Origin of the sequence: Chryseobacterium tructae (assembly GCF_030409875.1) — a bacterium.
In the GTDB taxonomy this organism is placed as follows: Bacteria; Bacteroidota; Bacteroidia; order Flavobacteriales; family Weeksellaceae; genus Chryseobacterium; species Chryseobacterium tructae.
Genome location: NZ_JAUFQR010000001.1, coordinates 3,165,232 through 3,191,431 on the forward strand (window position 1 = coordinate 3,165,232; position 26,200 = coordinate 3,191,431).

Annotated in this window: 30 protein-coding genes; 12 read left to right on the forward strand and 18 right to left on the reverse strand. The window is 34.5% G+C overall.

Features of this window, described 5'->3' with window-relative positions; translation table 11 throughout:
• Positions 1 to 28: 28 nt before the first annotated feature.
• The 5 genes from QWZ06_RS15710 to QWZ06_RS15730 all read right to left on the reverse strand — a co-directional run bounded on the left by QWZ06_RS15710 (position 29) and on the right by QWZ06_RS15730 (position 7,108).
• A complete protein-coding gene (locus QWZ06_RS15710; RefSeq protein WP_290299435.1) occupies positions 29 to 2,194 on the reverse strand; it encodes a hypothetical protein in 2,166 nt (721 codons plus the stop codon).
• Positions 2,110 to 4,710, reverse strand: a complete 2,601-nt coding sequence (locus tag QWZ06_RS15715; RefSeq protein ID WP_290299437.1) for a hypothetical protein — start codon at positions 4,708 to 4,710, stop codon at positions 2,110 to 2,112. The genes QWZ06_RS15710 and QWZ06_RS15715 overlap by 85 nt, the downstream gene beginning before the upstream one ends.
• A 270-nt stretch (positions 4,711 to 4,980) precedes the next feature.
• A complete protein-coding gene (locus tag QWZ06_RS15720; protein ID WP_290299438.1) occupies positions 4,981 to 5,523 on the reverse strand; it encodes a hypothetical protein in 543 nt (180 codons plus the stop codon).
• Between the two features lie 83 nt (positions 5,524 to 5,606).
• The gene (locus tag QWZ06_RS15725; protein WP_290299439.1) at positions 5,607 to 5,957 is read right to left on the reverse strand and encodes an immunity 51 family protein; all 351 of its coding nucleotides are present in this window, start codon (positions 5,955 to 5,957) and stop codon (positions 5,607 to 5,609) included.
• A gap of 647 nt (positions 5,958 to 6,604) precedes the next feature.
• Entirely contained in the window at positions 6,605 to 7,108 is a 504-nt protein-coding gene (locus tag QWZ06_RS15730) for a DinB family protein (protein ID WP_290299442.1), read from the reverse strand.
• A gap of 183 nt (positions 7,109 to 7,291) precedes the next feature.
• Here QWZ06_RS15730 and QWZ06_RS15735 point away from each other — a divergent pair, with 183 nt between their 5' ends.
• The 10 genes from QWZ06_RS15735 to QWZ06_RS15780 all read left to right on the forward strand — a co-directional run bounded on the left by QWZ06_RS15735 (position 7,292) and on the right by QWZ06_RS15780 (position 15,144).
• Positions 7,292 to 8,431, forward strand: a complete 1,140-nt coding sequence (locus QWZ06_RS15735) for a tetratricopeptide repeat protein (protein WP_290299444.1) — start codon at positions 7,292 to 7,294, stop codon at positions 8,429 to 8,431.
• A gap of 338 nt (positions 8,432 to 8,769) precedes the next feature.
• Positions 8,770 to 9,282: a hypothetical protein gene (locus tag QWZ06_RS15740; protein WP_290299445.1), complete on the forward strand. Its 513-nt coding sequence runs from the start codon at positions 8,770 to 8,772 to the stop codon at positions 9,280 to 9,282.
• Between the two features lie 315 nt (positions 9,283 to 9,597).
• Positions 9,598 to 10,512, forward strand: a complete 915-nt coding sequence (locus QWZ06_RS15745; RefSeq protein ID WP_290299447.1) for a GNAT family N-acetyltransferase — start codon at positions 9,598 to 9,600, stop codon at positions 10,510 to 10,512.
• A gap of 9 nt (positions 10,513 to 10,521) precedes the next feature.
• Positions 10,522 to 11,313, forward strand: a complete 792-nt coding sequence (locus QWZ06_RS15750; protein ID WP_290299449.1) for a class I SAM-dependent methyltransferase — start codon at positions 10,522 to 10,524, stop codon at positions 11,311 to 11,313.
• Between the two features lie 10 nt (positions 11,314 to 11,323).
• The gene (locus QWZ06_RS15755; protein WP_290299451.1) at positions 11,324 to 11,659 is read left to right on the forward strand and encodes a nuclear transport factor 2-like protein; all 336 of its coding nucleotides are present in this window, start codon (positions 11,324 to 11,326) and stop codon (positions 11,657 to 11,659) included.
• Positions 11,660 to 11,770: 111 nt separating this feature from the next.
• Positions 11,771 to 12,760, forward strand: coding sequence for a helix-turn-helix domain-containing protein (locus tag QWZ06_RS15760; RefSeq protein ID WP_290299452.1), 990 nt, complete (start codon positions 11,771 to 11,773; stop codon positions 12,758 to 12,760).
• 15 nt (positions 12,761 to 12,775) lie between these two features.
• Positions 12,776 to 13,516, forward strand: a complete 741-nt coding sequence (locus QWZ06_RS15765) for a GNAT family N-acetyltransferase (RefSeq protein ID WP_290299453.1) — start codon at positions 12,776 to 12,778, stop codon at positions 13,514 to 13,516.
• A 2-nt stretch (positions 13,517 to 13,518) separates the two neighbouring features.
• Entirely contained in the window at positions 13,519 to 13,998 is a 480-nt protein-coding gene (locus tag QWZ06_RS15770) for a DUF7000 family protein (RefSeq protein WP_290299454.1), read from the forward strand.
• A 347-nt stretch (positions 13,999 to 14,345) separates the two neighbouring features.
• Positions 14,346 to 14,651, forward strand: a complete 306-nt coding sequence (locus tag QWZ06_RS15775) for a thioredoxin family protein (RefSeq protein WP_290299456.1) — start codon at positions 14,346 to 14,348, stop codon at positions 14,649 to 14,651.
• A 4-nt stretch (positions 14,652 to 14,655) separates the two neighbouring features.
• Positions 14,656 to 15,144 carry a DUF2938 domain-containing protein gene (locus QWZ06_RS15780; RefSeq protein WP_290299458.1) on the forward strand — a complete coding sequence of 163 codons (489 nt, stop codon included), beginning with the start codon at positions 14,656 to 14,658 and terminating at the stop codon, positions 15,142 to 15,144.
• Positions 15,145 to 15,357: 213 nt separating this feature from the next.
• Here the strand turns inward: QWZ06_RS15780 and QWZ06_RS15785 are convergent, their stop codons facing one another.
• From QWZ06_RS15785 to QWZ06_RS15795, 3 genes are all read right to left on the reverse strand, one after another.
• Entirely contained in the window at positions 15,358 to 15,825 is a 468-nt protein-coding gene (locus QWZ06_RS15785) for a DUF6624 domain-containing protein (RefSeq protein ID WP_290299459.1), read from the reverse strand.
• A gap of 4 nt (positions 15,826 to 15,829) precedes the next feature.
• On the reverse strand, positions 15,830 to 16,255 hold the full coding sequence (locus QWZ06_RS15790; protein WP_290299461.1) for a GNAT family N-acetyltransferase: 426 nt from the start codon (positions 16,253 to 16,255) through the stop codon (positions 15,830 to 15,832).
• Positions 16,256 to 16,329: 74 nt separating this feature from the next.
• A complete protein-coding gene (locus QWZ06_RS15795) occupies positions 16,330 to 16,902 on the reverse strand; it encodes an AAA family ATPase (RefSeq protein ID WP_290299463.1) in 573 nt (190 codons plus the stop codon).
• A 16-nt stretch (positions 16,903 to 16,918) separates the two neighbouring features.
• Between QWZ06_RS15795 and QWZ06_RS15800 the strand changes: the two genes are divergently transcribed.
• A complete protein-coding gene (locus QWZ06_RS15800; RefSeq protein WP_290299466.1) occupies positions 16,919 to 17,224 on the forward strand; it encodes a hypothetical protein in 306 nt (101 codons plus the stop codon).
• A gap of 407 nt (positions 17,225 to 17,631) precedes the next feature.
• On the opposite strand, the gene QWZ06_RS15805 is transcribed toward QWZ06_RS15800, so the two are convergent.
• The 8 genes from QWZ06_RS15805 to QWZ06_RS15840 all read right to left on the reverse strand — a co-directional run bounded on the left by QWZ06_RS15805 (position 17,632) and on the right by QWZ06_RS15840 (position 23,342).
• The gene (locus QWZ06_RS15805; protein WP_290299469.1) at positions 17,632 to 17,952 is read right to left on the reverse strand and encodes a helix-turn-helix domain-containing protein; all 321 of its coding nucleotides are present in this window, start codon (positions 17,950 to 17,952) and stop codon (positions 17,632 to 17,634) included.
• A gap of 43 nt (positions 17,953 to 17,995) precedes the next feature.
• Entirely contained in the window at positions 17,996 to 18,382 is a 387-nt protein-coding gene (locus tag QWZ06_RS15810) for a transposase (RefSeq protein WP_353959976.1), read from the reverse strand.
• A 473-nt stretch (positions 18,383 to 18,855) separates the two neighbouring features.
• Positions 18,856 to 19,659 carry a phage tail-like protein gene (locus QWZ06_RS15815; RefSeq protein WP_290299471.1) on the reverse strand — a complete coding sequence of 268 codons (804 nt, stop codon included), beginning with the start codon at positions 19,657 to 19,659 and terminating at the stop codon, positions 18,856 to 18,858.
• A 32-nt stretch (positions 19,660 to 19,691) separates the two neighbouring features.
• Positions 19,692 to 19,985 (reverse strand): hypothetical protein, encoded by a 294-nt coding sequence (locus QWZ06_RS15820; RefSeq protein ID WP_290299473.1) that lies wholly within the window; start codon positions 19,983 to 19,985, stop codon positions 19,692 to 19,694.
• A complete protein-coding gene (locus tag QWZ06_RS15825; protein WP_290299476.1) occupies positions 19,942 to 20,493 on the reverse strand; it encodes a hypothetical protein in 552 nt (183 codons plus the stop codon). Before QWZ06_RS15825 ends, QWZ06_RS15820 begins: the two co-directional genes overlap by 44 nt.
• Positions 20,494 to 20,522: 29 nt before the next feature.
• A complete protein-coding gene (locus QWZ06_RS15830; RefSeq protein ID WP_290299477.1) occupies positions 20,523 to 21,320 on the reverse strand; it encodes a phage tail-like protein in 798 nt (265 codons plus the stop codon).
• Between the two features lie 17 nt (positions 21,321 to 21,337).
• On the reverse strand, positions 21,338 to 22,456 hold the full coding sequence (locus tag QWZ06_RS15835; protein WP_290299478.1) for a phage tail-like protein: 1,119 nt from the start codon (positions 22,454 to 22,456) through the stop codon (positions 21,338 to 21,340).
• Between the two features lie 529 nt (positions 22,457 to 22,985).
• The gene (locus tag QWZ06_RS15840) at positions 22,986 to 23,342 is read right to left on the reverse strand and encodes a winged helix-turn-helix transcriptional regulator (protein WP_290299481.1); all 357 of its coding nucleotides are present in this window, start codon (positions 23,340 to 23,342) and stop codon (positions 22,986 to 22,988) included.
• 101 nt (positions 23,343 to 23,443) lie between these two features.
• Between QWZ06_RS15840 and QWZ06_RS15845 the strand changes: the two genes are divergently transcribed.
• Positions 23,444 to 24,595, forward strand: coding sequence for an MFS transporter (locus QWZ06_RS15845; RefSeq protein WP_290299484.1), 1,152 nt, complete (start codon positions 23,444 to 23,446; stop codon positions 24,593 to 24,595).
• 70 nt (positions 24,596 to 24,665) lie between these two features.
• Here QWZ06_RS15845 and QWZ06_RS15850 read toward each other — a convergent pair whose 3' ends face one another.
• Both QWZ06_RS15850 and QWZ06_RS15855 read right to left on the reverse strand, forming a co-directional pair.
• Positions 24,666 to 25,301 (reverse strand): ABC transporter ATP-binding protein, encoded by a 636-nt coding sequence (locus QWZ06_RS15850; protein WP_290299486.1) that lies wholly within the window; start codon positions 25,299 to 25,301, stop codon positions 24,666 to 24,668.
• Positions 25,288 to 26,199 carry a hypothetical protein gene (locus QWZ06_RS15855; RefSeq protein WP_290299487.1) on the reverse strand — a complete coding sequence of 304 codons (912 nt, stop codon included), beginning with the start codon at positions 26,197 to 26,199 and terminating at the stop codon, positions 25,288 to 25,290. The genes QWZ06_RS15850 and QWZ06_RS15855 overlap by 14 nt, the downstream gene beginning before the upstream one ends.
• Position 26,200: the final 1 nt, after the last annotated feature.

Below are 26,200 nucleotides of genomic sequence, written 5' to 3' on the forward strand. Positions count from 1 at the left end.
TATAGTGAGTTCTCAGATAAAGCAAGCTTTATTTGAATTCATAGTTAATTTGTTTTTCTGATCCTTGTTTGTCTCCCGGCAAGATATATTTGGCCTTAACATTATACTTTACGGAAGGGATGGTTCCAAATGTGGATTCCAGCAAAGCATTAATAAGTGGTGACTTTGAGTTTTCAGGAGATCCTACATACTTGGAGGCTGCTTTAGAGATCAATTCATACCAGTCTGCTTTATAATAACTGAATAAGTCATATTTGAAAGGGAAAGTCTGTTTCAAAAATGCATTGCCTTTATCATTCCCCAAATACTGCAGATATGAAGTAAATACCGGGAAGGCATTCGCTGGCGGAATTCCTGTAAAGTCATCATCACTCTCAGCCCTGTTCAATTCTAATCCGTCAAACGGATAATTGTTGTATAAAAGTCCTTTAAATTTGGCTGCAAATGAATCTTCCATTAAAGCTGTAAGGTTAATCAGCGGTTTATTATCAGTATATTTTGAACCTGAAATTTCAGTGGCATCAAAATACTCATCAGCATTCATATTATTCTGTAATGTCACGACATCAGAACTTAGTTTGATCCACAACGGATTGAAATTCAAAGCAGATAATTTGTCTGAAAGTGTATTATACTTACTGGTTCTGAATACATACGAAAGCCTGTCGATCTCCCCATTTTTAGAAAGATTTTGAGCTTTTTTAATTTCTGTAGTTACAGAAATTGCCGATCCATCGCCACTTTCTTCTGTTTTCTCTGTATTTTCTACAGTATCGTTTTCAGAAGAGCTATTAGATCCGTTCTTATTTTTGGCTATAAGTGCCAATGTATAATCTTTTTGTTTAGAAAGATCCGGCACCTTAAAATTCACAATATTATCAACCGTATTATAAGAGAAATTACTTTCTACCGGAGAATCTGCAGCAAAAACGGTTAAAGTACTCCAATTGGGATCATCAAACAGATAATCCTGTCCTCTTTTTAGCTTGATATAACCATTGGTACTTTCTCCTTTATAATAATTTTCCTGTTCGGCTACCGGATAAGCATATTTTATATTTGACAGAGGAATCGCTTCCGGTGCTGAACCTGTTGTAAACGTACGTTCTTCAATTTCTATGGCTTTTTGGCCATCAACCATCACTATTTCATACAATCCATTCTTTTTCTCCATGAAACTCACCTGCGCCATTGCTTTCAGTGTTTTATTCGGAGGTAAAATATCATCAGAAACAAAATTGGCAAAGTCTTTAGAGTTGGCATATTCTATAATTCCTTTAATTTCTTTACCCTGATCATCGATAATGGTCATTTTCTCTACAATGACTTTGTAAGTATGATCACCATCATCTTCAGGGATTACAATAGGCTCGTTTACACGAACTCCAAAAGTGGCTTGAGGAATGGCAAAAACATCAACATTGGTTTCATCTTTTCCAGGTGTTAAGTCTGTAATAATCTTCATACCGCCAAGCACTGATGAATTTTCAAGAACACATTCTTCACCAAATTCCATCTTAAATCTAAAACGCCCTTTTATCAACCCACCCAGCAAGTTGTAATACCCACCCAGATAACCTCTTACCCAATATGGATTGGGGCCTTTGGCTTGTAAAAGAGCAGCCACTCCGGCTTTAATAATTGGAATTCTCTTTTTAATAAACCAAAGTTTTATTTTAATACCAAGCTCACCCTGTAAGTAAACATAAGCCTGACCGTTAGCGTACCATCCGTTGATCCCTATTCTATCGCCACCACGATTGGAACATTTAGCTTCACCATAATTTTTAAGCATAATATCTGTTCCTAAACCAGCTTGGAAGCGGGCATACAGGAATAATGCCGTCATATCGCCCGTATCAAATTTAAGGTGTGTACCAAAGGCAAAACCTTTTCCATCACCAAGAGCATTAAGGTTGCTCATATAGTCAAGATCCTGAACCTGAAGTCCCAAAATTTCTGCTACTTCAACCGGTGGTGGCGGACTGCCCGGGATACGGGTTCCTACCATAAAGTAGCTGGAAGACTGTAAATAAAAACTATCAAATCCAACTTTAAGCCCTATCATATCCGTTGGAGTACCAATATGCATATACCACTCATCCGGTGCTATATGTACAACAGCCCATCCGGCACGTCCATTAGGCCCAATTCCTTTGATAATTCCTTTGGCAATATCAATAAATACATCCAAACTAGCATGGAAACATTATTGTTAAAATCATAGTTCATTGCCAACTTAGCATAGATGGCACCATCAATTTTTTCAGTAATAGGATATTGCTCGTCAACCTTCTTTGTATCTAGAAAAGTATTGACTGTTTTATTATTTTTAAGGTCATTCAAAAACTGCACATTCTCCGTCATTTTTTTGAATTTATTCTGGACACCGGCTAGTGCATCTCCGGGAACTAACTTAGTAAGATCAGCCATTACTACTGCTTCACCTATAAACCCGATATTGGCCAATCCACCATTAGGATTCGTTGAAATACTGAATCCGGCCATGATATCAATAGTCTTGTTTGTCGGAATAGAACCATAAATACCAGCTCTCAATGCTAATCCCACAGAATTATCGGGTTTTAGAACCAAAGCTTTATTTCCATAGGCAGGATTCATGGTGAGTTCACGATCAGGAATCATTCGATAAAATGCACCTCCCGTAAATCCTGTAATTTTCAATGCGGTAGCCTGAATACTAAGCCCTTTTACGGATCCTTCAAATCCCCAATATCTAAAAGTACTGTATCCAAAGGCTGCAGCTACTTCCACTGTAATTTTACTCAGTGCTGTAATTTCCGCTTTAAGATTAGCCTTAAATCCATTTCCATATAAAGGATCCTTACGCATGATCTCAAGACTTCCAGAGATCTTACCCACTCCAATATCTACATTGTTAAGTGCTAATTTAGTCAGGTTGAAACCATCATACTTCCATCGCTGCCTGTTATTTTCACTTACGATCAAGCCATTGATCATCATTCCACCTGTTGCAGAAAAGCGTTCTTCCTGTAAACCAACCGTAACATTAAACCCTAAATTAGCCTGCGATCCATCTGCTATTACAACGATATTACTAATACTTGCCGGAAAACCAGCTAGTTTCTGTTCTCCTTTTACCCCAAAATACTGAACTGTTACAAAAGGTGCTTTTGTCTGTAATGCAAGTCCCTGAAATTCGATTCCTTTAAAATCGGCATCTTTTTTACTGTTAGGGTCATTATCATCTGCAGAAGAATTGGCAGCAATAGCCATGCTTCCGTTAAGAATTGCTTTAGGAAGAAATTCTCTATTTTTCACACGCATTTCAATGGAAGATCCTGCTGCAATAGTTGCCTTAGCACTCCAGATGTCAAAATTAATATCATTAAGAGTCGTCACAGAGATCAGGTACTGTTCTTCTGTTATGGCACCTCTATATCCTAAATAATTCGGAATGGTATTCGTAGAACTGTCATTATTTTTTTGAACCGGAAGTTGTATTTTCCCTTCCAGGTTTGCTCCTACAATTTTAGAAGCGGCAAGATCAATTCCTATTTTGTCCAGAGAATATCGCCAGGCATTTTCTCTATTGGTCACTCCACGTTCTATTGGAAAAATATTATTGGCGGCGAAGCTTCCGGACACCCCATAGGAATCAATCAATAGATTATTGGCTTCAAAAGAAACCCGAGTATCAATATGATCTTCTGTTTTAAATTCCTGGGGAAGGCCAATATTTAAAGTCTGTACATATAATCCTCTCCATGATTCGGCTCCCCCAATCAGATAGCCATGAGTATTGTAGTACTGAGGAAATTGCACACTTGGATCCGTTCTCAGGTCACTCAGATCCAAAATAGCATTATTGACAAAAAAAGAGAAATATCCTTTATCCTGATTTTTAATTTGGGAAGTAATGGCAAAAGGGCTGATGCTCACTTTCACCAAAATATCATTCCAATCGCTTGCCTTAAGAGCAAAATCACCACGAACCCTGTTGGTTCCATTATTCCCAATTTCAGGGAGTACTGCTCCTTTATTATCTAAAGGTACAAGCACGTTTCTGGAGATCTGAACATTGCCTTTTAAAGAAAGTTCTTTAATCCCGTCACAATCTATCGTAACGAAGGTCTTGTCATTGACACTTTCACCATTTCTAGTAATCCTTCCCCCTTCAAGAGTAAGCATCCATTGATTTTGGTTAAAAGGCATATTGATATCTCCCAGTAACGATAGCTTTGCATCACCAATGATCTTTCCACTATAGGATAACTTGATATCTTCGGCTCCGAAAAACAATGTTTTTTTCCCGTTCTCGGCTCCTTGTTGGGGTGTGGCTACTCTGGCATATACATTAATCATTGCATATTCTGGAGTAAATTTAGCCTTCGTAACAACAATACTATATTCTACATTAGATTTGTTCTCTTTAAGACCAATAGGTAACACCGTCAACACATTGGGATTAATCGTACTTGTAAAATTTCCGCTTTTTTCGAGTTCTTTAAAAGCTCCCATTGCTTTACCAATTTCTTTATCATTTTCAGGATCATTTTCAACAAATCCTGAGAATTGATCTAAAGAAAATTGAGGAAAGGGAGAAGCTGGTGTATTGGGAAATGAAAATTTTCCGGGTGATTGAAGGGAATCTGTTTTATTATATTCACGAGCCTTTATAGGAACAAGAAAAAGGCACATAATAAAAATAAAATATATTTTCGTCATGGTCATTGTGTTTGCTGCAAAAATATATTTTTAATTCCACATGCAGGGAATAAGTGCTAATAAATTTAGTTTTAAAAACAGATAATAATTATGTTATACATAATAATATCAACCTATTAGCACTTATTTTAATAATATTTTCCCTTATAAATTCCAATGAATAGAGAATATTAAGACGATAATCTCATGTAGATTTCTACATCAGAAAGTGAATTAAACCTCAAGCATCAAACTACTTTATACTTTTGGCAATTATTGAAACCATTCTTCTTAATTAAAATAATAAGTGGTGGTAAGGTCTCCATTAAAATCGGGTCTGCTATCCTCTTTCTTTGTATTGAGTTCAAAGAGTTTTTCTCCATTTTTATGACCGGCACGTATTTTTAATGAAAACCAGCCATTTTCCAGATTCAGCCGAATACTATTTTCATCGTTAATGGTTGAAATATCTTTTAAATACCCGATACCGACCACTCTCAGTTCATTATTTGAAGTCTGAAATATCCAGCCATCCGACTGTGCAGCTACTTCCTCATTTCCTAATACATGATCTTCGTTGGAAGAGATACAAAATGAATAATAACCCTCCTCAACTCCTATCACCGGAATAGCAATTCCTGATCTTGTTATGACATCTCCATGTTCGTTCTCTACAAAATATTTCAGGATATTGTTCCCTGGCAAATTGTGGTCTTGGAGATATTTTGCTAAAAGCTCAGGGCTGTATATGACAAAGCCTTTGAGTTCTGAAAATATTTTCTTCATATTATTTTTATTAGATTGGTTTAAAATAGGGTTGGCCGAATCCGGCATACTCACTCTTTTACAATTCAAGAACAAATAAATTCTGCCTCAAAATTGTGAATGTTCTCTCCTCCTCTGATAAATTTTGAACATTAATCCAATTCTGCTCTTGAAAACAAGTCTTTTATTAAAATTTCATCTTCACATGCTTTTTTAAAGTCCAGAATAAAATCTTTCAGTTGATTTTCTTCAGAAGAATAAACACAGAACATCCCACCTTCAGGGTCAAATCGTATACTTTCACTGAGATCCGGTCTTTTTTCATCCAAAAAAACATGAGCTAGAGAACCCCAATCGTAACCGTTTCCTTCAAAACCTTCTTCTGCTCTAGTTTCAAAGATTTCTTGTTTATAATTTCCCGCATCCAGACATACCGAAAAACTATTGGCATGTTCTACCCAGAAGAAAGGTTTAATTGTTTCCTTAAAATGATTAATATCCATATTCTTAGTATTTTAGTTTTGATCTTTTTCGGCATTAGTAAATACTTCTGAAACATAAGTTTCAGGAAATAGTTGAAATTGAATTAGCTAATGGAAATTGTAAGCTTTATGAATTGCTTTGGATCAGATACTGCTTTAACGGCGTTTATTCTTTTCCGTTTCCGAATATTAAGATTCGTCTTTTAATACTGTCATAATCGTAAATTTTAGTCGTTAATAATACTTTGTTATGGTGTGATGGTAAAACAAATATAAAACGCTTATTTATATTCAAAAAATTTTAAGCCATCAATCTGAAAATTTGTAGTAGTTCTACGACTTTTTGAAGATAATTCCATTAATGAAGATATAAAAAACCAAATAACAACCTCTATTTTAAAATAATACAAACAACATAAAACGTTTATAAAAAACATAATTTTTACACTAAATAGAGAAATATTTAACTTTTTTAGCTTTATTTAAAAAAATAGCTGCAAATCAATATTCTGCAGCCATTCTATTTTTATTTATTATTTTGTTTCTGAAGTTCTAGTGATCTTTTAGATCAATACTCAGTCTGATGGGATAAATTTTATAATACGGAATAATCTCCTTCTCTTTTTGCAGTATTCTTTACATATTTCAAAAGCCCAAACCCAGTAAAACTATATTTTAACACTCAAGTCCTGCACTTCTTCTGCTGAAAAGCCAAAGATCTGTGGCGTTTTTATATCTAAAAGGTTAAGATAAATATACATCTCTGCCCGATGGTGAATCTCATGTTCTACCATTGCTCTAAGCCATTTCCATATTGAGATAGGGTTATTGGCTGGTGTTAAACATTTACGGTTAAGATCTTCATCTGAAAGCCCTTTGATGATTTCTATAGTTTGACGGTGCATCTCATTAAAGAATGTCACACTATTTTCATATCCGTCCGCTAGTTCTTTTCCACAACCCTGATAAGCACTCCTCCTTCCTGAAATGGTTTCACCATACATATATCTTTCTATGGCTGCAATGTGTCTTATCTGATCTCCAATGGTAAATTTCCCTGGTTTATAAGAAAAATCTAGACGTTCCGGAGGTACAATGGCAATAAGCTTATTGGTTCTTGCTCTTATTTTTTCATAATAATCTATGAATGCAGGTATCGATGTGATTTCCATTTTGAAAGGTCTTTAGTCATTAATAATTATTGTTTTTCTCCTTGTGAATATAAGAAATATAGAAACGTACATTTTATTCATCAACACTTATTGTTCAAAACACTAAAAATAATCACCAACAAGTGATGATAATATTTGCAGAATTAATGAATAACCAATATTTTAGTTATAAAAATCACAATAATGAAAATAGGACTTTCTATATTACTTGTGGGTCTAAGTTTCAAAACGATTATTGCTCAGACAGCAAAAATAGATCATGAAAAATTGCTTGGATATTATGAAACTCAGCGTTACTCTGATGCAACCTTATATCTTCAAAGCCTATACCCTGATGGCTCCCAGGACGTAAAAACATTATCTCAGATTGCTTATTGCCAAATGATGGCAGGAAAACTTTCTGATGCAGAAAAAAGCTATATAAAAGTGAATATAATGCAGCCCAATAGTATTCCTGTTCTGTTCAGTTTGGCCGGCATTAGTTCCAGAAGAAGAAATATTTCCTATGCGAAAGACTATCTTCAACAAATCATTCGGCTGGACAGTCTTAATTTCAGTGCTTATAAACAAATGGCAGCTTATGTGGATCAACCTCAAGCAAAGCTTGATTATCTTAAAAAAGCTTATCAACTCAATACAACAGATCTTGATGTAGCCTATGATCTTGCAATGGTATACAATGGCCTCAAGCAATATCAGCCTGCATATGATGTATTGAAAACAGCGATCATTGCTGATCCTGAAAATTTCACATTACAACAGGCACAACTTCCAATCTCCAACCGTTTAGGCAAATATCAGGAAGTTATAGATATGGGTGAAAAGTTATTAAAGGTTCATGAAGATGCTAATATCATGAATGAAATGGGACAGGCCTATTTCTATGTAAAAAAATACCAAAGATGTGTTGAAATTTATAAAATATTGGAAGATCTGGGAATGCAGAATGAGGGAACATTCTATTATATGACATTGAGTTATCGTGAACTAAAGGATTATGATAATGCCGCTCTCTATGCCCGGAAAACGATTGATGAAGCCATTTCAGACCACACTCCCCTTTATTATGCTGCATTAGCAGGAATTTACGAAGCTAAAAATCAATATAATGATGCTTTAACAGCCTATAAAAGAGGACTTACTTTTGGAAACAGCAATATTATTTATTACCGTTTGGCACTTTTATATGATCTTCATCTGAAACAACCAAAAAATGCTATAACCTACTATCATTTATATCTGAAGAATAATCCGGATCAGGAAAGGGAGAAAGAACAGGTTTCTTATGCCAAAGACAGGATTACTCTACTTGCGGCAAAATAAAATAAAGATGTAAGAAGGTTTAATAATACTGAAAACCGGAACTATAAAGTTCTTTTTTCATTTGTTTTTCTTTCTAGTTAAAAATAAAAACCAATAATTTAATTTAACAATAAATTATTCATTTGAATTATAAAATTCACTACATTTAGAAATATATTATTAATTCTAGTCTATACTAAAATCAATAATGTGTCAGCACAGGAAAAACAAGAAATATTCAGGTTATCTGTGCAATAGGGATGTACTTTTATAAATAACTGCACTGCATTATTTAAAGTTCTGTTTTCAAAAGCAGATCATTCTGACCTCATTTTCACCTACTAAAACCATGAAATATTATGAAAACAAATGTAATTACCCGACTTTATGTCATTGTTATTCTATGTCTTTTCTCTTTTTCTTTTGGGAAAAACTCCAATCCTACAGACAAAATTACGATCTATGAAAAATCAGTTGCAGAAGCTACAACCAGTAGCAACAAGATTTTAAAAACTAAAACCGGAGCGCTTTACGAAATGGTTATTATTTCCAACAGCAAAGGAGAAATTGCCAAAATAGACTTGCTCTTCACGAGAGATAAAAATGTTCTTATTGCGTGTATTGGCAGTTGCCCGCAATCTCCAGGAAATATAGATACTCAATGTGCATTAAGCTGTCTTGGAGATTATATGGGAAAGGATCTTAGCGATCCCAACATCATTTCAAAAATTCCTTTCTTCCTTTATTTTCCAATATTGGGCTTAAAATCCAAATTGGAAAACTGTATCAAAACCAATACAGCCGAGCAATGTGTGAATGATAATATAAATGAAATTGATCGCTTAGTTGATCAAATTCTAAAATATATTTAAGCCTATCCTCTAATATTTGATAAAACCCTTGCTTTTTTTAAAGTTGCAAGGGTTCTTTTTATTATTAAAGAAATAGTATTGGTCTTAGTAAGAGTTGATTATTCTCTACAGTATACATTCAGCTTCCAAGCTCCAGAATTTTATGAAAAACTGGGCTTTGAAAAAATTGCTACTAAGCATGATTTTCCCAAGGGTTTTGAAAAATATTATTAGAGAAAAACTTTGCAAAAATCTTAATAAGCTGTAACAAAAAATTAGAGAATAAGACAGATATCATGAAAACTTGGACTGAAACGATATTTAAACAGACAAACAATGAAGACAGAATACGTTTCCATCAACAACAAAAACTACATTTTACACCTTCAGTATCAGGATGATGAAAAACTGCGCCTGGAATTTAACCGCCTGACCCAAAAGGTTTGGAAATTTGATTTTGAAAACTATTATCAATCAGGATTCTGGGACGATAGTTGTATTTTATATTCCTTATTTGATGATGATGCCATTGCTTCACATATTACTGTAAATTTATTTAAAAGTAATATTGATGGCGAATTTAAAAATTTCATTCAATTAGGAACGGTAATGACTGATGAAGCCTACCAAAAGAAGGGACTAAGCCGATTTTTAATGGAAAAAATACTGCATGATTTTAAAGGAAAACATGATGGGATCTTCCTTTTTGCCAATGAAACAGTATTAGATTTTTATCCTAAATTCGGATTTACCCCAACAAAAGAATTCGAAGCCTTCCAAGTTATTGAAAATCTTGATCTTTCGATCCAATATAAAAAGAGAAAATTGGAACTAGATGAAGAAAATGATTTAAAATTATTTGAAGAATTGGTGGAACATACAATTTCCAATACGATATTCCCAACAAAAAATAAAAGTATAACCTTTTTCTACTGTTATGCTAGTCCAGAAATGGGGTATAAAAATTCTATCTACTTTATAGAAGAACTTCATTGCGCTGTTGTCATTGAGACTCAGGATAAAGCGTTGCATATTGTAGAGATATTCAGCCCTGAAGAAATCAATCTTAATCATGTCATTGCAGCTTTTGATGATATTCCGTTTGATGAAGTTGTATTGGGTTTTAGCCCTAAGCATAAAGGCTTCCAGTACAGATTATGGAAGGATGATGTACAGCTTTTTGTAACTCCTGAGTTATTATTGGTCTTTGAGAAATATCAAGTCATTGTTCCTTTACTTTCTCATACTTAAGAGCAGATTATGAAGCAGAATATTTATGATGATCCGAACTTTTTTATTGGATATAAAGCACTACGCGATGGAGATAAAGGATTAAACGAATTATTGGAGCAACCGATAATGAAAAGATTCCTGCATCCTGTTCAGGATAAAATAATTTTGGATATGGGATGTGGTTTGGGACATCAAATCCGATCATTATTGACCCAAAATCCAAAACATATTACGGGGTTGGATATTTCTCAAAAAATGCTGACTGAAGCCCAAAGCAGAGTTTCTTCTTCAAAAGTTGAATGGATATGTTCAGCATTGGAAGATTTTGACTTTGGAGTGAACAGATTTGACATAATTCTTAGCTCAATGACTTTACATTATATTGACAATCTGGAAACTCTTTTTCAAAAAATATACAACGGATTAAAAACAGGAGGACAATTTTTATTTTCCATGGAACATCCTATTTGTACGGCAGCATTAAAACCTTGGAAAGAATTGAATGGCGAAAAATACTGGTTAATCAATCGTTATTCTGAAGAGAACCTTAGAAAGCAGGATTGGTTTGTTAAAGATGTAGAAAAATACCATCATCAGTTAAGTACTATAATCAATGCTTTGCTAAAGGCTGGATTTACTCTTAAAAATATAGAAGAGCCAAGTCCTGACAAAGAACTGTTACAACTCCGACCTGATTTTGAACAACATACCCACTGCCCTCCTATTGTAATTATCAATATTGAAAAAATAAATAGCTCCTCATTTTGTGACGATAGTCACAAAGAAGATCACTTTTTATCCATTAATTTTGCTTTATAAAACAAAGTTTATGAGTACTACAACCCAAAACATCGCGGAACAGTTTATTCAGTATTTAAATGAAGAAGATTTTGATAAGGCAGAAAACTGTCTGGATCCTGCATTTAAATTCATAGGGGTACTGGGAACAAGAGAGAATGCTTCCATCTATATGAAAGACATGAGGCAGATGAAGTTTAAATATCAGATTATTAAAACCTTTACCTCAGGAGAAGACATCTGTTTCTGGTACATTATTGAGATTGGAGGTAAAACGATTGAGTCTTCCGGATGGTATCAGATCATCAATGGAAAGATCCATTCTTTAAAAGTATTATTTGATCCAAGACCACTACTGAACGATTAGTAGTGATCTTTCGAATATACTATAATGTAGCAGCTATTCTTTGAGAGTGGCTGCCTTATTCAAAGTATCTATGCAATTCATAGATATTTTGCTGTGTAAGAGCCGAGATCTGTGCCTATCTTTATAGCAACAGAACCTTTGGAGAAAAATATGAAACAGTCTGAGATCAGGGAACTGAAAAATGAACAAGATTTTAAAGATTTTTATCTGAATAATGCACCAGCCTCATTCTGTGAAGAATGTAGCAATATCACTTATGCCCATGGAAACGGATTTTTAGAATTGGCCAAGCTAGAAGAACTCAAAAAAGGACAAAAGTCTATAGAAGGAAAGCAGACAAGACGGAAATTTTACAGTATTATTTTGCTTACAGAAGGAGAAATAGAAGAGAATATTGGTCATCATCTCTATCACTTTCTGCCAGGAACCCTATATTTCATTGGAGAAAATCAGCTCCATGCGGTAAAACATTGGAGTGATGATGTAAAAGGAATTTTCTGCATGTTTGATGCTGATTATTTCCTGCTCTGCATTAAGCATCAGATCAAGCTTAATCAATTTCCATTCTTTCAGGTAAACCATGAACCGTTTATCAAACTTTCGGAAAGAGAAACCCAGATGATGGAACATCTTTTCTGGAAATTAAACAGCGAAAAATGCCAAAAGACAACTTTCAACGATGATCTTCTCACCCGCATGTTTCTGAATGTGATTCTTTTAGAAGCAGAACGCATTTACAATAAACAAACTTCTTCCGATATTTTCTCTTTATCCAGAAAAGATCAACTAACGGCACAATTTCAGTTACTGATTAATCAGCACTTTATAGACAAAAAACAAGTTACCGATTATGCAGAGCTTCTGCATGTACATCCCAACCATCTCAATGATGTTATTAAAGAAGTGACCGGATTCCCTGCCAGCCATTTTATACAAAAACAACTGATACAAGAAGCTAAATCGCGGCTTATTCAAACCAGTGACACCGTTTCTATGATTGCTATGGATCTTAACTTTACGGATGATTCTTATTTTGGCCGCTTCTTTAAAAAGCAAACCGGTTTTACTCCATTTCAATATCGTAAAAACCATAAACACTAATCAAATAAAAACAGAATGCGCACTACCAAAATCACATCACCTATTGTTCAGGAATATTGGAATGATCAGTTTCAGGGTGAAGTACTCTGTGATAATCCTACTTTTATCTTATTTCTTAATGATGAACTGGAGGAAGACAGTCAGATTATGACTTTAGAATTTCCAATCGGAAACAGCTGGGCAGTCATTAATTCTAAAGTGGCTCATTATTTCAAAAATATCAATTTTACCACGCTTAATTTTGAAAAGTTTGTGGCTATTTTAAAAGATAAGCACATCTTTTTATATGGAGCAGACTATATTTTCTATTTCTCTGAAGAGGAGAAAGCCCATATTTTAAATATTGAATCACCAGACAACACACGCCCTTTAACAGAGAATGATGCAGAACATTTCTCTACTTTTGAATCTTTATCCACGGAAGAAGATCTTGATGGTGCCTATGTAGAACTGGATCATTGGAAAGTATATGGAATATTTGAAGATCAGCAGTTAGTAGCCGCAACGAGTATGTATCCATGGCAGGGCACCAAACTGTCGGATATAGGGGTGATTACTCTGGATGAATTCAGAGGAAAAGGCTATGCTAAACAAGCTGTACAGGTTATTTCAAAAGCAGCATTAGAGGATGGATATGAACCGCAATATCGTTGTCAGTTGGATAATACGGCTTCTGTTGCCCTTGCTAGAAAACTAAATCTGAGCTTATTTGCTAAATGGAACTTTATTTCACCAGAATCTATAGAGAAATTATAGCCATGAAAGACATCAATATAACCATAAAATCTTATCAAAAAATAGTGGCGAAAAATGAGATCCCACAGGCTTATATGTACCTTATGCGTCTTATGACAGCATTAAAAGCTGATTTTTCGAGGCATTTTGAAAATAAGTTTTCTGTAGGAAATATTTCTCCCGGCTATATGGATTATACTTATTTTCCGTTTTTTGATGCTCCGCTTCGTGAAAACAAGCTCCGCTTCGGAATTGTTCTCAATCATAAAAAAATGCAGCTAGAATTATGGCTGATGGGACAAAATGCAGAAGTACAGCAAGAATATTGGGCAATCCTAAAGTCAACACCATGGAATAAACACCTGACATCCATGCCTAAATATTCTGTATTAGAGACTGTTTTGATAGAGAGTCCCGATTTTGAAAATAAAGAGGTTATTTATAAAGCCGTCATCAACAAAACATTAGAAATCGTTCCTGAAATCATGAAACTTCTGTCATAAAAAGAGTAATAGAAATATCTCATCATAACGAAACACATCAATAAAAATTACTGGTTTTCTCTTTATCAGCCAATACATTTCTGAAAAGCCTATGACTCGTTCATAATCTTTGAGGGAAAGAATCCAAACAAGATTCATTGGGAAATACGGATGAGAAAAACAACAAAAATAAAACTCACATTTATACCCATCATAAAAGCTCACTTTAAATACGACACTAGCTCCCGCCTCCCAGGCTTTATCTTCTTTTCTTAAAAAAATCTTTGATTTGTACCATTTTCACTCCGATTTGTGTCAGCAAAATCACTTGAGGTGTCTCTAATTTTGTATCAATAAATTTAAGAACAATGACAGAGAGAAATCAGAACGTACAGGAAATTGATTCATTGATGCTTTTTCAGTTTTATGCTGAATGGTGCTACCCATGCAAAATGATGATGCCTGTAGTAAATACCTTAAAAGTAAAATTGGAAGACTGGCTGAATGTACATCAGGTAGATGTAGATGAACAGCAGGAGTTGGCCGTTAAATACGGAATCAGATCAGTTCCTACATTTGTAGTTTTAAAAAACAATGTAGAAGTATGGCGCAGTTCAGGTGTCCTTTCGGAAATGATATTAGAACAAAAACTGAACAGTTTAAGATCAATCTAAAAAAATGAACGTGTTAATTGATGCTGTGTTACTTGGTGTAGGAGCGACCATCTTTATGGATGTGTACGCTCTTATCATCAAGAAATTATGGAATATTCCTTCCCTAGATTATCGTTTTTTAGGACGATGGATCGGACATTTCAAAAATGGAATATTTAATCATCCTAATATTATACAAGCAACTCCCATTAAGGGAGAAAAAGCTCTTGGATGGATGGCTCATTACTCCATCGGAATTGTATTTGCCTATGTCTTGCTTTTCATTTGGGGAGAAGGCTGGCTGATATATCCTACTGCCTTTCCTGCTATTTTTATTGGTCTTGCCACAACCCTAGCGCCATGGTTTATGATGCAGCCTGCTTTTGGTTTTGGTATTGCAGCCTCTAAACTACCCAATCCTATGATTGCCAGATTACGAAGTCTGCAGGCACATCTTATTTATGGTATTGGACTCTATTTGGCAGGATTATGTATTTCCATCTTATTTAAATAATGATGAAAACCAAGGATTTTAAATCCATAAATCAAAGTATAAGAAAACGGGCTTAGACCCGTTTTTTTTGTGGATATAACCGCAATAATGATGAGCAGTAATCAACACTACTGAATTCAATTTAAACCCAGCCCACTTTCTTTCTCCATTCCAAATACACCTCATCTCTATTATCAATTTCAGGTATTTCTTCCGGATTGGAAATTTGATGTATTACTTTTTCGATAAAGGCGGCAGATTTACTTTCTCCCGTTCATTATTCAGATTTTCTTTATTTTCTACCGGATAAGGAATTCCACCCGTAATAAGCTGGGTTCCATACTTCTGAGGTTTACCTTGAAAAACCTGAATCCTATCATACAAATATGCTTTATTTTTAAGATGAATATCATGACTGTTCTCTTCCATCATCCTATAACACGCTTTCATAAATTCTGGTTCACCAATAGAATGCTGAATAATAAGCCACGCAGCATCACTTGCTTTAGAGCCTACTTTTGATAACGTTGGAAACCCAATTTCACTTATTATTTCCCTAAGTCTTTGAGCATTGCCTTTATGCACACGCTCCATTTCCGGGTGATATCCTTCTGTTAATGTTCCTTCTGCAGACAGTTTTTCTCTGACTTCAAGATCATGATCTGCAAGATGAATGATTTCTTTTTCAAAGGGATAAGCCATCTTATTACAATTTTTTAATCAAATATTTAGGAGACTCTGTATACCCTTGTCTATCGTAAAACCGATGGGCTCTTTCTCTGTGGGAATTACAATGCAGCTCTATTCTATTACAATTTCGTTCTCTGGCTATTTTCTCACAGTACTCTTCCAGCAATTTCCCTATTCCAGAACTTCTGGAGCATTCATCAACGGAAAAATAACTTATTCTGGCAAAGTCTCCTTTGAGGGCAATCTGCGGAATGATATGAATGGAAATAAACCCCGTAACATTTCCTTCCGAATCTTCTGCAATAGTAAGATATTCATCAGAGTCTTCTAAAAGACTTTTAATTTTGAAGGGTAAAAATTCATTAGCATCAGCATATCCCAATTGATCCAATAGTTTTATAACAACTTCCAGATCTTTTTCATTCATTTTTCTCAGATTCATAACTAAATATTTAGAATATGTTCATTTAAAATTACAAAAAATGAACATTAGGGAAGTAAAATAGATGAGAAAACTCAAGATTTACAGCAATTTTCAACCGTATCCAGGATAAATCTGATTCGTTGATATACTGTTAGTTTTGGAACTTCAATCATGTGATAGCCATATCCATGATAGGTTTCATACATACATTCAAAGGTTTGTTCAGCTACTTTTAGAGTTTGTTTTCTTTCGGAATCATTTTCATAAATTTCTTTCCAGGGTGGAAGGATAAAGACATTTCTGTTATACTCCATTTCACGGGCTATAATATCCATTTCTTTGGGGATAGGGATATTTTCCAATTTAAGATATCCAATCGTATCTATTATTCCACGATCAAAAAAGACAGGATCAGCACCCTTTTTTTTAATCATCTGTTGATAAATTTTTACAGAAGCATTAAACATCAATTTGGCAAAATATTCTTTATTGATCCAAGGCAATCCATCGCCGTTGAGGCTCAATTGTTCTTTAATAATTCTCCGCCCTTCTTCTGCTGCAGTTGTAAATCCTATATGGTCAAATTCGTTCAACAAAGTGGTTTTTCCGGCTCCCGGGCCACCAGTGATGATGTAAAGAGGTAAACTATTATTGATCATTTTCATAGTATGGGTTAAAATTATGTTTGGCTCATTAAAAGTCAAGTATTTAGTATTAAAGGTTGGGAAGGATGTTTTATTTATGTTTTTATTTCTGGTGTCCTATAATAGTCATTCTCAAGAAGACGATTATCGTTTCTTTAATTTTCCGTTGAGAAAAGAAATCAAACTGTTAACCGTTGAGAATTACAACGAAAGCAGGGAAATTATTGAGAGATATTTGAAAATCGCAGAACAGGAATGTTATGCAGAAGATAAATATTGCTGTTATATCAATCAGACAGAGCTTAACGTCAGTATCAGAGACTTTAGTAATTCAACTTTATGATTGAAAGATATAAATATGACAGACAGCTTTGCATTGAACTATAATACTAAGGCCATGCAATATATGAAAAAAATTAGTGAAATCCTGAAATCAAAAGTCAGGATCATAGAATTATACCGTCATTAATTTTCGGCAGTCATCTAATAGATTTTTTTTAAGAAAAACAGCTGTATCAAAAGCAGATTGTTCTCAGAAGATTGATTATAGTTTGATAAGGGGGACAATCTGTTTTTAACGCACAAGAATAATGAACAATATCTGCATATAGAGGCTTTGTTTAAAAAATTAATTTGAATTACCTCTTCTTCTTATTCCTAAAGCGATCCTGTCTGAAAAGTAAAACTTAAAATTATGGGAATGCGTTCTTTTGATACAACTGTATAGTTTTATTAAATGTTATATTACTTCTAAGCAAATAGTCTTCTCCATTTGGTTACTGTATTTCTACTCAGTTTGAAATGCTGGGCTAATTCACTGTTGTTGAGATGTTTTTCTTTTTGAAAACTCAGAATACTTAAAATGGTTTCTTTATCATAAGAACGATGTTTCTGATTATCCCGAGCTTCTCTATGAACTTCAAAAATTCGGTTATTGATCTCTATTACATCCAGATAAGACAGCTCTTTTTTAGATATCATTTCTTTAAGTTCCTCTTTTTTTTCCGGAAATTTTAGAGTAAGAATATCATTAAATATTTTTTGATAGTTGGGGGTATTTCTATTCTTCATGTTTAATTTGGTATATAGGTTTAGTCTTTATCTTCTATCTGTTCTATTTCTTTTTTGTTTCACTGTATTTCGCAATCCATTTGTACAATGTGGTTTTAGGAATACGATATTCTCTAACAATCTGAGCCTTTGTTTTCTTACCGGCAGATATCTGTTCCAATATAAAGTCTATTATTTCTTTGGTATATAAGTTTTTTCGAAATTCAGGAAATGAGCTTTTTTCTCTTTTATGTTCAGTATTTTCCTGCTTTCCTGGTGGAGAAAACAAAATCAAATGCTGTGAATAGAGTCTGAAAAAATCATACCCCAGTATTTTACTGAATTTGAGAAGAACATCCGTCGACAGATTTTCACTTTGATATATTTGTTCGAGTTCTTTATCTGTACATTTCAGATAATTGCAAATCCGTACAATATCAACATCTTCCATCCTGATCTTTTCTTTTATCAATTCCCTATATGAAGTTCTTTAAAGTTAATTGACATATTTTCTTTTGTCTTTATCGAAGTTATTCTAAAGTTCTGCCAGCATCTATACTTTTATTTGAAAGGCGTTCCAATACCAACTTATTAAAGCTTGAAAAATCAAGTGAAAATTTTGTGATTCAAATCATTATTACTTGTTTCCGTCAGCCTAATTTCTATTTTGGATATTGTTTTGGAAAAATTTTCCAGAGAAACTAAAAGCCTTCAAAAAATCTATTGGATTTAAGAAGACCTTTAGTTAAAAAATCATCATTTAACTTAGTGTATTAACCCCACTGTGTTTTTATGTCTTAAAGATGGGAACTCCATTCTCAACAACCAAAAAAATGCATCAGACACAGATAGGACATTATCGCAAAATACTAAATTTCAACACATTACACTTAAGTCCTAATCTTAATCTACAAAAACCCTTCATTATCTTCCTGAAACAATAAATGTAAAAGGCCGGTTAGATGATTTCCCAAATTGGTCTCCCGTTTTTATTCTAATGACCGAATTGGATAAGAAAGCAACCTGAGTATTATCATTGGTTTTTAATCTTGTCCCCGGGAATCTGGAATCCGGATAATCTCCGGTATTTATTCCACCTCCGCTTTGACCATAAGCATCTACAATATTGGTGGATATCCCGTAGATTTCCGTCAATGGAGTATCGAACATAATGTCAAAAACACCATCACTAGGATTGGAAATTTTATATCCGGTTCCTTTAGCAGAATCAATTCCGCCTTTGGAAGAAGTAGTCTGAACTGTTCCCACATTATATCGTTGTCCGGGTGCTCCGCCAATAATTTGGGAATTAGGAAGATAATTATTTGTAGAATTTTGTAATGAATTGAACCTTACATACACTGTTCCGCCCAAAAAGCGGGAAGCATCTGTCATAGACTGGCTGCCAGCCTTTAACCCAACCCATACCGAGCCATCAAAATAATAATATCCTGGGGCTGTAATGGCTGCCGTCTTTACACTCATTGTAGCTACTTTTTCGCTCACATATACAAAACTACCTGCCTGATCATTTCCGTACGCTGTATCTTTTGCCTTTAATTCGTTTCCTGTTACTCTGGGAGCAATCATTCCTACCGCTAAATTCGGATTGGTATTCGGATCAGATACATCCAATGTTGCTTGAGGCTGGTCTATATTAATCCCGACTTGCGCGTAAGAGAATAATCCAAAAAATAAAGTAACAATGACAAAAAAATTGTTTTTCATAGTGTTTAATTAAATTAAGAAAGTACAAATCTCTATTTACCTGTTATGACAAAGGTAAAAGTCCTGTTAGACAGGTCTCCAATACTGTTTCCTGTTTTGATTCTGATAATTGAATTGGATAAATAGGCAACTTGGGTATTATCCTTTGTGTTAAGTCTACTCCCTGGCCATGTAGAATCTGGATTAGCTCCTCCTGACACCCCTCCACTTCCATTTCCATAAGCATCCAATGTATTTAAAGCCACCCCATAAATATCCTGATAAGGTATATCAAACTGGATATCAAATTCCTTGAGCAGGATTGGATATTTTATAGCCATTTCCATTCATGGTCATTACACCACCTACTCTGGCGGATTGGCCTGTAAGAGATCCTACACTGTAAGTTCCCGAGTTGTTTTGAATCACTCTGTTATTGGGTAATGTTCCGCCACTCGAGTTATCGAATTTTACATATACCGTTCCACCAAGAAATCGTGCTGCATCTGTAGATGGCTGGCCAGCTTCCTTAAAAGCAACCCAAACTCCGGCTCCTCCAAAATAATAGAATCCTGTAGATTTGATATTGATTGTTTTAGCAGAAGTCGGATTGGGAATTTCAGTTACATATACGATAGTTCCTACTTGCTCATTGCCGTACAGATTATCCTTAGCCTTAAGATCATTCCCTTTTATTCTTGGCGGAATAAGGCCATCCAACACTTTAGGATCCGTAGATTTTCCTGAAACATCAAGTGTAGCCTTTGGAATATCTGTTCCTATTCCTATCTGTCCGGACATATAGGTTCCTGCTGCCATGACCAAAAGCCACGTTATATAAGTTTTTTTCATCATTGATCAGTCTGTTTTTGTGAATAAGAAATCTATTGGCCTGAAACCAAAAAACTAAAAGGTCTGTTGGATAAACTTCCATTGCCACTTCCCGTCTTTACCCGAATAATAGTATTGGAAACATAGGAAACCTGAGTATTATCAGTCACTAATAAAATATTTCCCGGCTCTGTTGTTTTCGGAGTTGCCCCCCCTGAAAGTTGTCCTTGTGTTCCTTGCCCGTAGGCATCTAGAATATTCAGTGATATTCCATAGATTCTTTGAAGAGGAGTATCAAACTGGATATCATAAGTACCTGCAGAAGGGTTTGATATTTTATATCCCTGACCATACAATTGGGTAATGCTTCCTTTTGAAGACCTTTGATTTCCAAGATTTCCGACACTATATATTGTATTTTCAGCATTACCTATTATCCTGTTATCAGGAATATTACCTCCAGTAAGAACTGAAAAATTAACATATACAGTTCCCCCCATGTATCTTGTAGCATCCGTGACAGGATTGCTTGAAGCTTTAAAAGAAATCCAAACATTGGCATTCCCGTCAAAATAATAGTAGCCGGGGTTTGTAACATTTACCGTTTGTCCTTGAGGTGATGTATCAGCTGTAGTTATATATACCATTGTCCCGTTCTGTATGGGAGTATACGTTTTGTTTCTCAATTGTTGTCCTGTTAATCTGGGAGCAATAATTCCATCTGCTTTTGTGAGATCAGCAGCAGCTCCTACGATATCCAATGTGGCCTTTGGAATAGAAGTATTAATTCCAAGCTGCGCAAAAGAAAATGTACCAAAAAGCAAGGTACAAAGTGTTATTTGTATTTTCAAAGTGTTCGAAATAAGGATTAATTTAGACGCTGAGCCGTCATATAGAAATAGTAATTATTATTGTCCCTAGTGGCGTGCCAGGTACAGTTGTACCATTCTCCATTGTTAAATGTTATCATGGCATTCACATATTCTGCCTCAAATCCAACAGAACAAGAAAAGTCATCATTTCCATCAATATTGTAACTATAACTGTTTGTTGCAATCACTGTGCTAACTCCTGATTTATAGCTGTCGTTTGTAGAAAGGGAACTGATATTATAAGTTATAGAGCTTGAAGTTGTATTAAAAAGTTTAGGGCTCACTGAGCTATCATTCCAGCTTTCAATAAAATCCATCCTGAGTCCATTGATAATAATATACTTTGACTGATCTAAAGAAGAGGCCAATTCATATGCAGACCTTCGGTCAGTGTTTACAATATCTGTTACTCCTTTATTATTCATCATTCTTCTGGAGCCTCCATTAGCTATGAATGGAGCAGCTGGAACAGTTATTCTAGAGCTTTTAATTTCTCCTATCTGAAAACTAGAGCTGTTGTTTCCTATTGTTATACTACAACTTTTACCAAGAAAATTCAACGGAACAGAGATCGTACTTGGAGAACTAAAGTTAGGTGTTCCTGAAATGGTATAGGAAACTGTTCCATTACCATTATTGAGTGTTCCAGCATTCTCAGTAAAGATAAGTCCATTTTGAATAAACGAGGTCCCAGATAAATAACTTCCTCCATTTCCTCCGGAGTAAGGGACATTAATTGATCCATTGTAAGGACTTCCTGATGTAAAAGTTAAAGGAAAAGCAGAAGCTGAACTGCAATTGAGTCCTGTAATAGATGGATTAATTGTAGAAGTATTGTTGAGAGATATCCATTCCTTTCCATTCCAGTAGACAAAGCCTTTATAATTAAGAGTATTCTCCCCTGTGTTATATACCATTAAACCTGTTGCCGGAGTTGGTATGGTAGAAGTATCACCTGAGCCTGTAAGTGCTACTCTAGGGATTAGAATTCCTTTATTTGCAGATTGTAACTCTAATATGGCAGAAAGATCAGGGGAAGCTGTTCCGATCCCAACTTGACTCCATAAAGATAAAGATGCAAGAAATGCAAATGGCAGAGTAATTATCCGTTTCATGAAATAATTTTTAAAGTTTTTTGTTGAAAATGTGTTTTTGTGAAATAAAAGGAGCAGTAAGAATTTTTTGGAAAAACTAAAAGCTTTCTGAAATGCTGAAAGCTTTTAGTAGAAATCAATCCTCATTTTTCATCATCTTTATGACCCTTGTGTTTTCGTTTCAAATTTGAAGAAATAAACCTTTAAAAAACAAAAAAACACATCGGACACGCATCGGACACGAATGTAAACAACTGAAAAACAGTATTATAATTTTTAAACCATTTTAAACCAATCTATAGGATTATTTACATGTAATTACAAAAAATAGTTCTTGAACATCAAAAACATTTTCCTTTTTGCTTAATTTCTACAGAAATACCTTTTTTTTAAGTAAAAAAAAGAATAGCTCTTCTTAGTTTATTCGATATTTGAGGGGAAGTTTATATCATAAAAATATAAGTACTATATCAATGATAATAGATACGACACATCAATCCCCGTTCAAAAGAAAAATAGGATTGGAAAATCATATAAAAAATAAATAAGTTTAATCTTTGGGCGGAAAAGTAATTCCAGCATCCTGAATTAGATCATACCCATATTTCATGATAGTTTCAATAACAGGAATAGATTGTTTGCCTTTCTCAGTAAGACTGTACTCTACCTTCGGAGGCACAACGGGATACACTTCGCGATGGATCATTTCTTTGCTTTCTAATTCCCTTAGCTGGCTGGTCAGCATTTTGTCTGTAATATGGGGAATATCCCTTTTCAGCTCACTAAAGCGAAGGGGCTTTTCTTGTAATCTCCATAATATAGGCATCTTCCAGGTTCCGCCAATATGACTTAAAGCAAACTCAATAGGTGTATAATACAATCTTTTATCGTGGAAAAACTCAGGCATAATTATTTTTTCAAATTCACTTTCAAAAAAGTAAGTATAGCACCAAAAGGTAAGTATATAGTTTTCTGATAGTTCATTATGCAAATTTGCACAAAAAAATTATGAAATCGAAAAGAAATCTTTATGTGCTTGCTCTTGGGGTATTCGGTATTACAACCACAGAATTTGGCGTGATTGGCGTATTGCCGGAAATAGCATCAGCTTTCCAGATATCCATTGAAAAAGCAGGCTGGCTGCTAAGTGCTTTTGCCTTGATTGTAGCTGTCTTTGGTCCGTTTATGCTTATGGCATTATCTTCATTCAAGAGAAAGGGTTTATTGATTTGTTCTCTGCTTATTTTTACCGGAGCCAATATTCTATCTGCCTATATTGGGAACTTCTATGCTTTATTAGCAGTCAGAATGATTCCTGCTTTTTTCCATCCTGTTTATTGGTCAATTGCTTTATCCGTAGCCGAAAAATCTTCTGAATCTTCTGACAAATCAAAGGCGGTAAGCATTATTTTCTCCGGACTTACTCTGGCTACTGTGTTTGGTGTCCCATTGGCCACTTTAATGTCTGATCTATTTTCCTGGCAATCTTCATTTCTGCTTACTGCTTCCATTAATATAGTAGCGTTAATTGGAGTTCAGGTTTTACTTCCAACCATTGAAAAAGAAAGTGACCCACCAATGGAATTTGATCTTACCATTTTTAAAAATAAAAGTCTATGGATGGGTTTATTCATTGCCTTTTTTACCATTGCGGCCATGTATTCTACCTATGGATATATGGCAGATTTCCTGAAAAATGTAACACGAATGAATGGCAGACAAATCAGTATCATGCTTTTTATTTTCGGTACAGTTGGGATTCTTGGAAATAAACTGGCGGGAAAGTATATGAGTAGATTTCCATTTCAGACCACTTGCTTATTCCTGATTGTATTAGCAGGTATCCATATACTGATCTATTGTTATGGAAATCTTTTTGTTCCTACGATCTGGATTATCGGTTTTTGGGGATTGATTCATTCAGGAGGGTTTCTCATCAGCAATATGAATGTTACCTCTACTGTTTCCGGCTCCTCCGAATTCATCAATAGTATTTTTACATCTTGTGGAAATTTTGCAATAACAGCAGGAGCTTTATTTGGAGGTTACTGGATTGCTCATTACAGGATTGAAAACGTAACAGGTTCAAGTATGATTGGTTTTATCTTAGCCATGATTATGGTATTATTAAAAAATAAACTGATACAATCTAAACGTTAATATAAATAAAAAGTCCTTCCAGAGAACCTGAAAGGACTTTTTATTATTTAAAGTACTCCTGATCTTTATTTTAAAACCTAAGTGTGTTCAATTGACTAAACTCTTCTTTGTTATATATCGTTTCAATGTTTCCATTTTGCAACAATGCGATTTTATCACAGGTATGGAAAAGAGTTTCAATAATATGAGAGCTGATTATCACTACTTTATTCTGAGATTTTAGCTGTCTGATAATATCATAAAGCAGATGCACCCCTTCAAAATCAACTCCGTTGAAGGGTTCATCCAGAATATTGATGGGTTTATTCAGCATGAGCATCCCAACCAGAGCCAGCTTCTTCTTCATTCCGCTGGAATAGTATTGTACATATTTTTTCAATGGGAGATTGAATTTTTCAATGATTTCTTTAATCTCACCTTCTTTTTGGGGAGAAAAATAAGACAGATATTCTTCTCCTGTAATATAAGGATAAAAATAATTTTCTGTTTCCAGATAGGAGATTTGTTTCCGTTGTAAAGGCTTGTTTTTCCAGGTAATACTTCCTGAAAACGGCAGACTTTGATATACGGATTCAAACAAGGTAGTCTTCCCTGCCCCATTCTTGCCCAGGATTCCCAAAATGCATCCTTCTTCAATCGATAAATTTAAGTCGTTTAAAACTTTCTGGTTCTTAAATTCTACCTTTACATTCTTAATTTCCAACATAGGTTTTGATATTTTGGTTAGCTTTTTTGATATTGGAATTAATCATCCAAAGCGCAGGAATAATAGTCATACTACACAGGAAGTATTCAAAATACACGCCCATATTGTAGTCGCTTTCTTTATTTTTATGTTTATAATTTTTATATTTTCTGAGAAGAATCAACAGGAGATAAAGGTTCATAAAGGCAAAATAGTACAATACATATAAGCTTTGATAAGGGTTTAAAATCAAAAAAGAGCAGCCAACCGGTATAAGCAGTGCATTAAAAAACAAGGTGTTTTTTCTTATTTTTTCTTTCAAAGTATGTTTTTTGAAGTACATTTCAAGCATTTCTTTACTTTCATGCGGCTGGTATACAGGAGAAATAAAATCTAGAACAAAAGTTCCTGCCAAGATCAATGTTGCCGGATGATAAGATGAACATAAAACAACGATGAATCCCAAAATCACTTTCCAACTATTCTTTCTTAAAAAGCCTTTCCACTCGAACAGACTGTTGGGTATAAAGTCCCATCCCAGGCTCAGCCACGGTTTTGTTCTTGGAGGAATAAAAGTGAGCAAAACAATCAAAAGATATAAAATGAGACCTGTTTTTTCTGTTTGGTAGTGGATATTCCCAAATAATAAAACACTATACATGATCAAGGTTTCCAATACAATGATCCATCGCCAGCTTTTCACAAAGACTTTTTTCAGAAAAGGAATGTCTTTCCTTTCGCCATGAAAAAGGGCTATAAGAGTAAAAAATATGATTGGATAATAATAGTTTTCCGGCATTTTTACAGCAATCAGAGCGCCAAAAACGAGTAAGACAGGAATGCTTACTTTAGGATTCAGATTGAGTATTCTAACACTCTGACTGAGTCTAAATTTAAAATGGTTGATTAGTTTTTTCAAA

Bases quoted from the DNA above. Each gene is read 5' to 3' on its own strand.
- QWZ06_RS15715 (WP_290299437.1), bottom strand. From the start codon at position 4,710: ATGACGAAAATATATTTTATTTTTATTATGTGCCTTTTTCTTGTTCCT.
- QWZ06_RS15720 (WP_290299438.1), bottom strand. From the start codon at position 5,523: ATGCCGGATTCGGCCAACCCTATTTTAAACCAATCTAATAAAAATAAT.
- QWZ06_RS15725 (WP_290299439.1), bottom strand. From the start codon at position 5,957: ATGGATATTAATCATTTTAAGGAAACAATTAAACCTTTCTTCTGGGTA.
- QWZ06_RS15730 (WP_290299442.1), bottom strand. From the start codon at position 7,108: ATGGAAATCACATCGATACCTGCATTCATAGATTATTATGAAAAAATA.
- QWZ06_RS15735 (WP_290299444.1), top strand. From the start codon at position 7,292: ATGAAAATAGGACTTTCTATATTACTTGTGGGTCTAAGTTTCAAAACG.
- QWZ06_RS15740 (WP_290299445.1), top strand. From the start codon at position 8,770: ATGAAAACAAATGTAATTACCCGACTTTATGTCATTGTTATTCTATGT.
- QWZ06_RS15745 (WP_290299447.1), top strand. From the start codon at position 9,598: ATGAAGACAGAATACGTTTCCATCAACAACAAAAACTACATTTTACAC.
- QWZ06_RS15750 (WP_290299449.1), top strand. From the start codon at position 10,522: ATGAAGCAGAATATTTATGATGATCCGAACTTTTTTATTGGATATAAA.
- QWZ06_RS15755 (WP_290299451.1), top strand. From the start codon at position 11,324: ATGAGTACTACAACCCAAAACATCGCGGAACAGTTTATTCAGTATTTA.
- QWZ06_RS15765 (WP_290299453.1), top strand. From the start codon at position 12,776: ATGCGCACTACCAAAATCACATCACCTATTGTTCAGGAATATTGGAAT.
- QWZ06_RS15770 (WP_290299454.1), top strand. From the start codon at position 13,519: ATGAAAGACATCAATATAACCATAAAATCTTATCAAAAAATAGTGGCG.
- QWZ06_RS15775 (WP_290299456.1), top strand. From the start codon at position 14,346: ATGACAGAGAGAAATCAGAACGTACAGGAAATTGATTCATTGATGCTT.
- QWZ06_RS15780 (WP_290299458.1), top strand. From the start codon at position 14,656: ATGAACGTGTTAATTGATGCTGTGTTACTTGGTGTAGGAGCGACCATC.
- QWZ06_RS15785 (WP_290299459.1), bottom strand. From the start codon at position 15,825: ATGGCTTATCCCTTTGAAAAAGAAATCATTCATCTTGCAGATCATGAT.
- QWZ06_RS15790 (WP_290299461.1), bottom strand. From the start codon at position 16,255: ATGAATCTGAGAAAAATGAATGAAAAAGATCTGGAAGTTGTTATAAAA.
- QWZ06_RS15795 (WP_290299463.1), bottom strand. From the start codon at position 16,902: ATGAAAATGATCAATAATAGTTTACCTCTTTACATCATCACTGGTGGC.
- QWZ06_RS15800 (WP_290299466.1), top strand. From the start codon at position 16,919: ATGTTTGGCTCATTAAAAGTCAAGTATTTAGTATTAAAGGTTGGGAAG.
- QWZ06_RS15805 (WP_290299469.1), bottom strand. From the start codon at position 17,952: ATGAAGAATAGAAATACCCCCAACTATCAAAAAATATTTAATGATATT.
- QWZ06_RS15810 (WP_353959976.1), bottom strand. From the start codon at position 18,382: ATGGAAGATGTTGATATTGTACGGATTTGCAATTATCTGAAATGTACA.
- QWZ06_RS15815 (WP_290299471.1), bottom strand. From the start codon at position 19,659: ATGAAAAACAATTTTTTTGTCATTGTTACTTTATTTTTTGGATTATTC.
- QWZ06_RS15820 (WP_290299473.1), bottom strand. From the start codon at position 19,985: ATGGAAATGGCTATAAAATATCCAATCCTGCTCAAGGAATTTGATATC.
- QWZ06_RS15825 (WP_290299476.1), bottom strand. From the start codon at position 20,493: ATGATGAAAAAAACTTATATAACGTGGCTTTTGGTCATGGCAGCAGGA.
- QWZ06_RS15835 (WP_290299478.1), bottom strand. From the start codon at position 22,456: ATGAAACGGATAATTACTCTGCCATTTGCATTTCTTGCATCTTTATCT.
- QWZ06_RS15840 (WP_290299481.1), bottom strand. From the start codon at position 23,342: ATGCCTGAGTTTTTCCACGATAAAAGATTGTATTATACACCTATTGAG.
- QWZ06_RS15845 (WP_290299484.1), top strand. From the start codon at position 23,444: ATGAAATCGAAAAGAAATCTTTATGTGCTTGCTCTTGGGGTATTCGGT.
- QWZ06_RS15850 (WP_290299486.1), bottom strand. From the start codon at position 25,301: ATGTTGGAAATTAAGAATGTAAAGGTAGAATTTAAGAACCAGAAAGTT.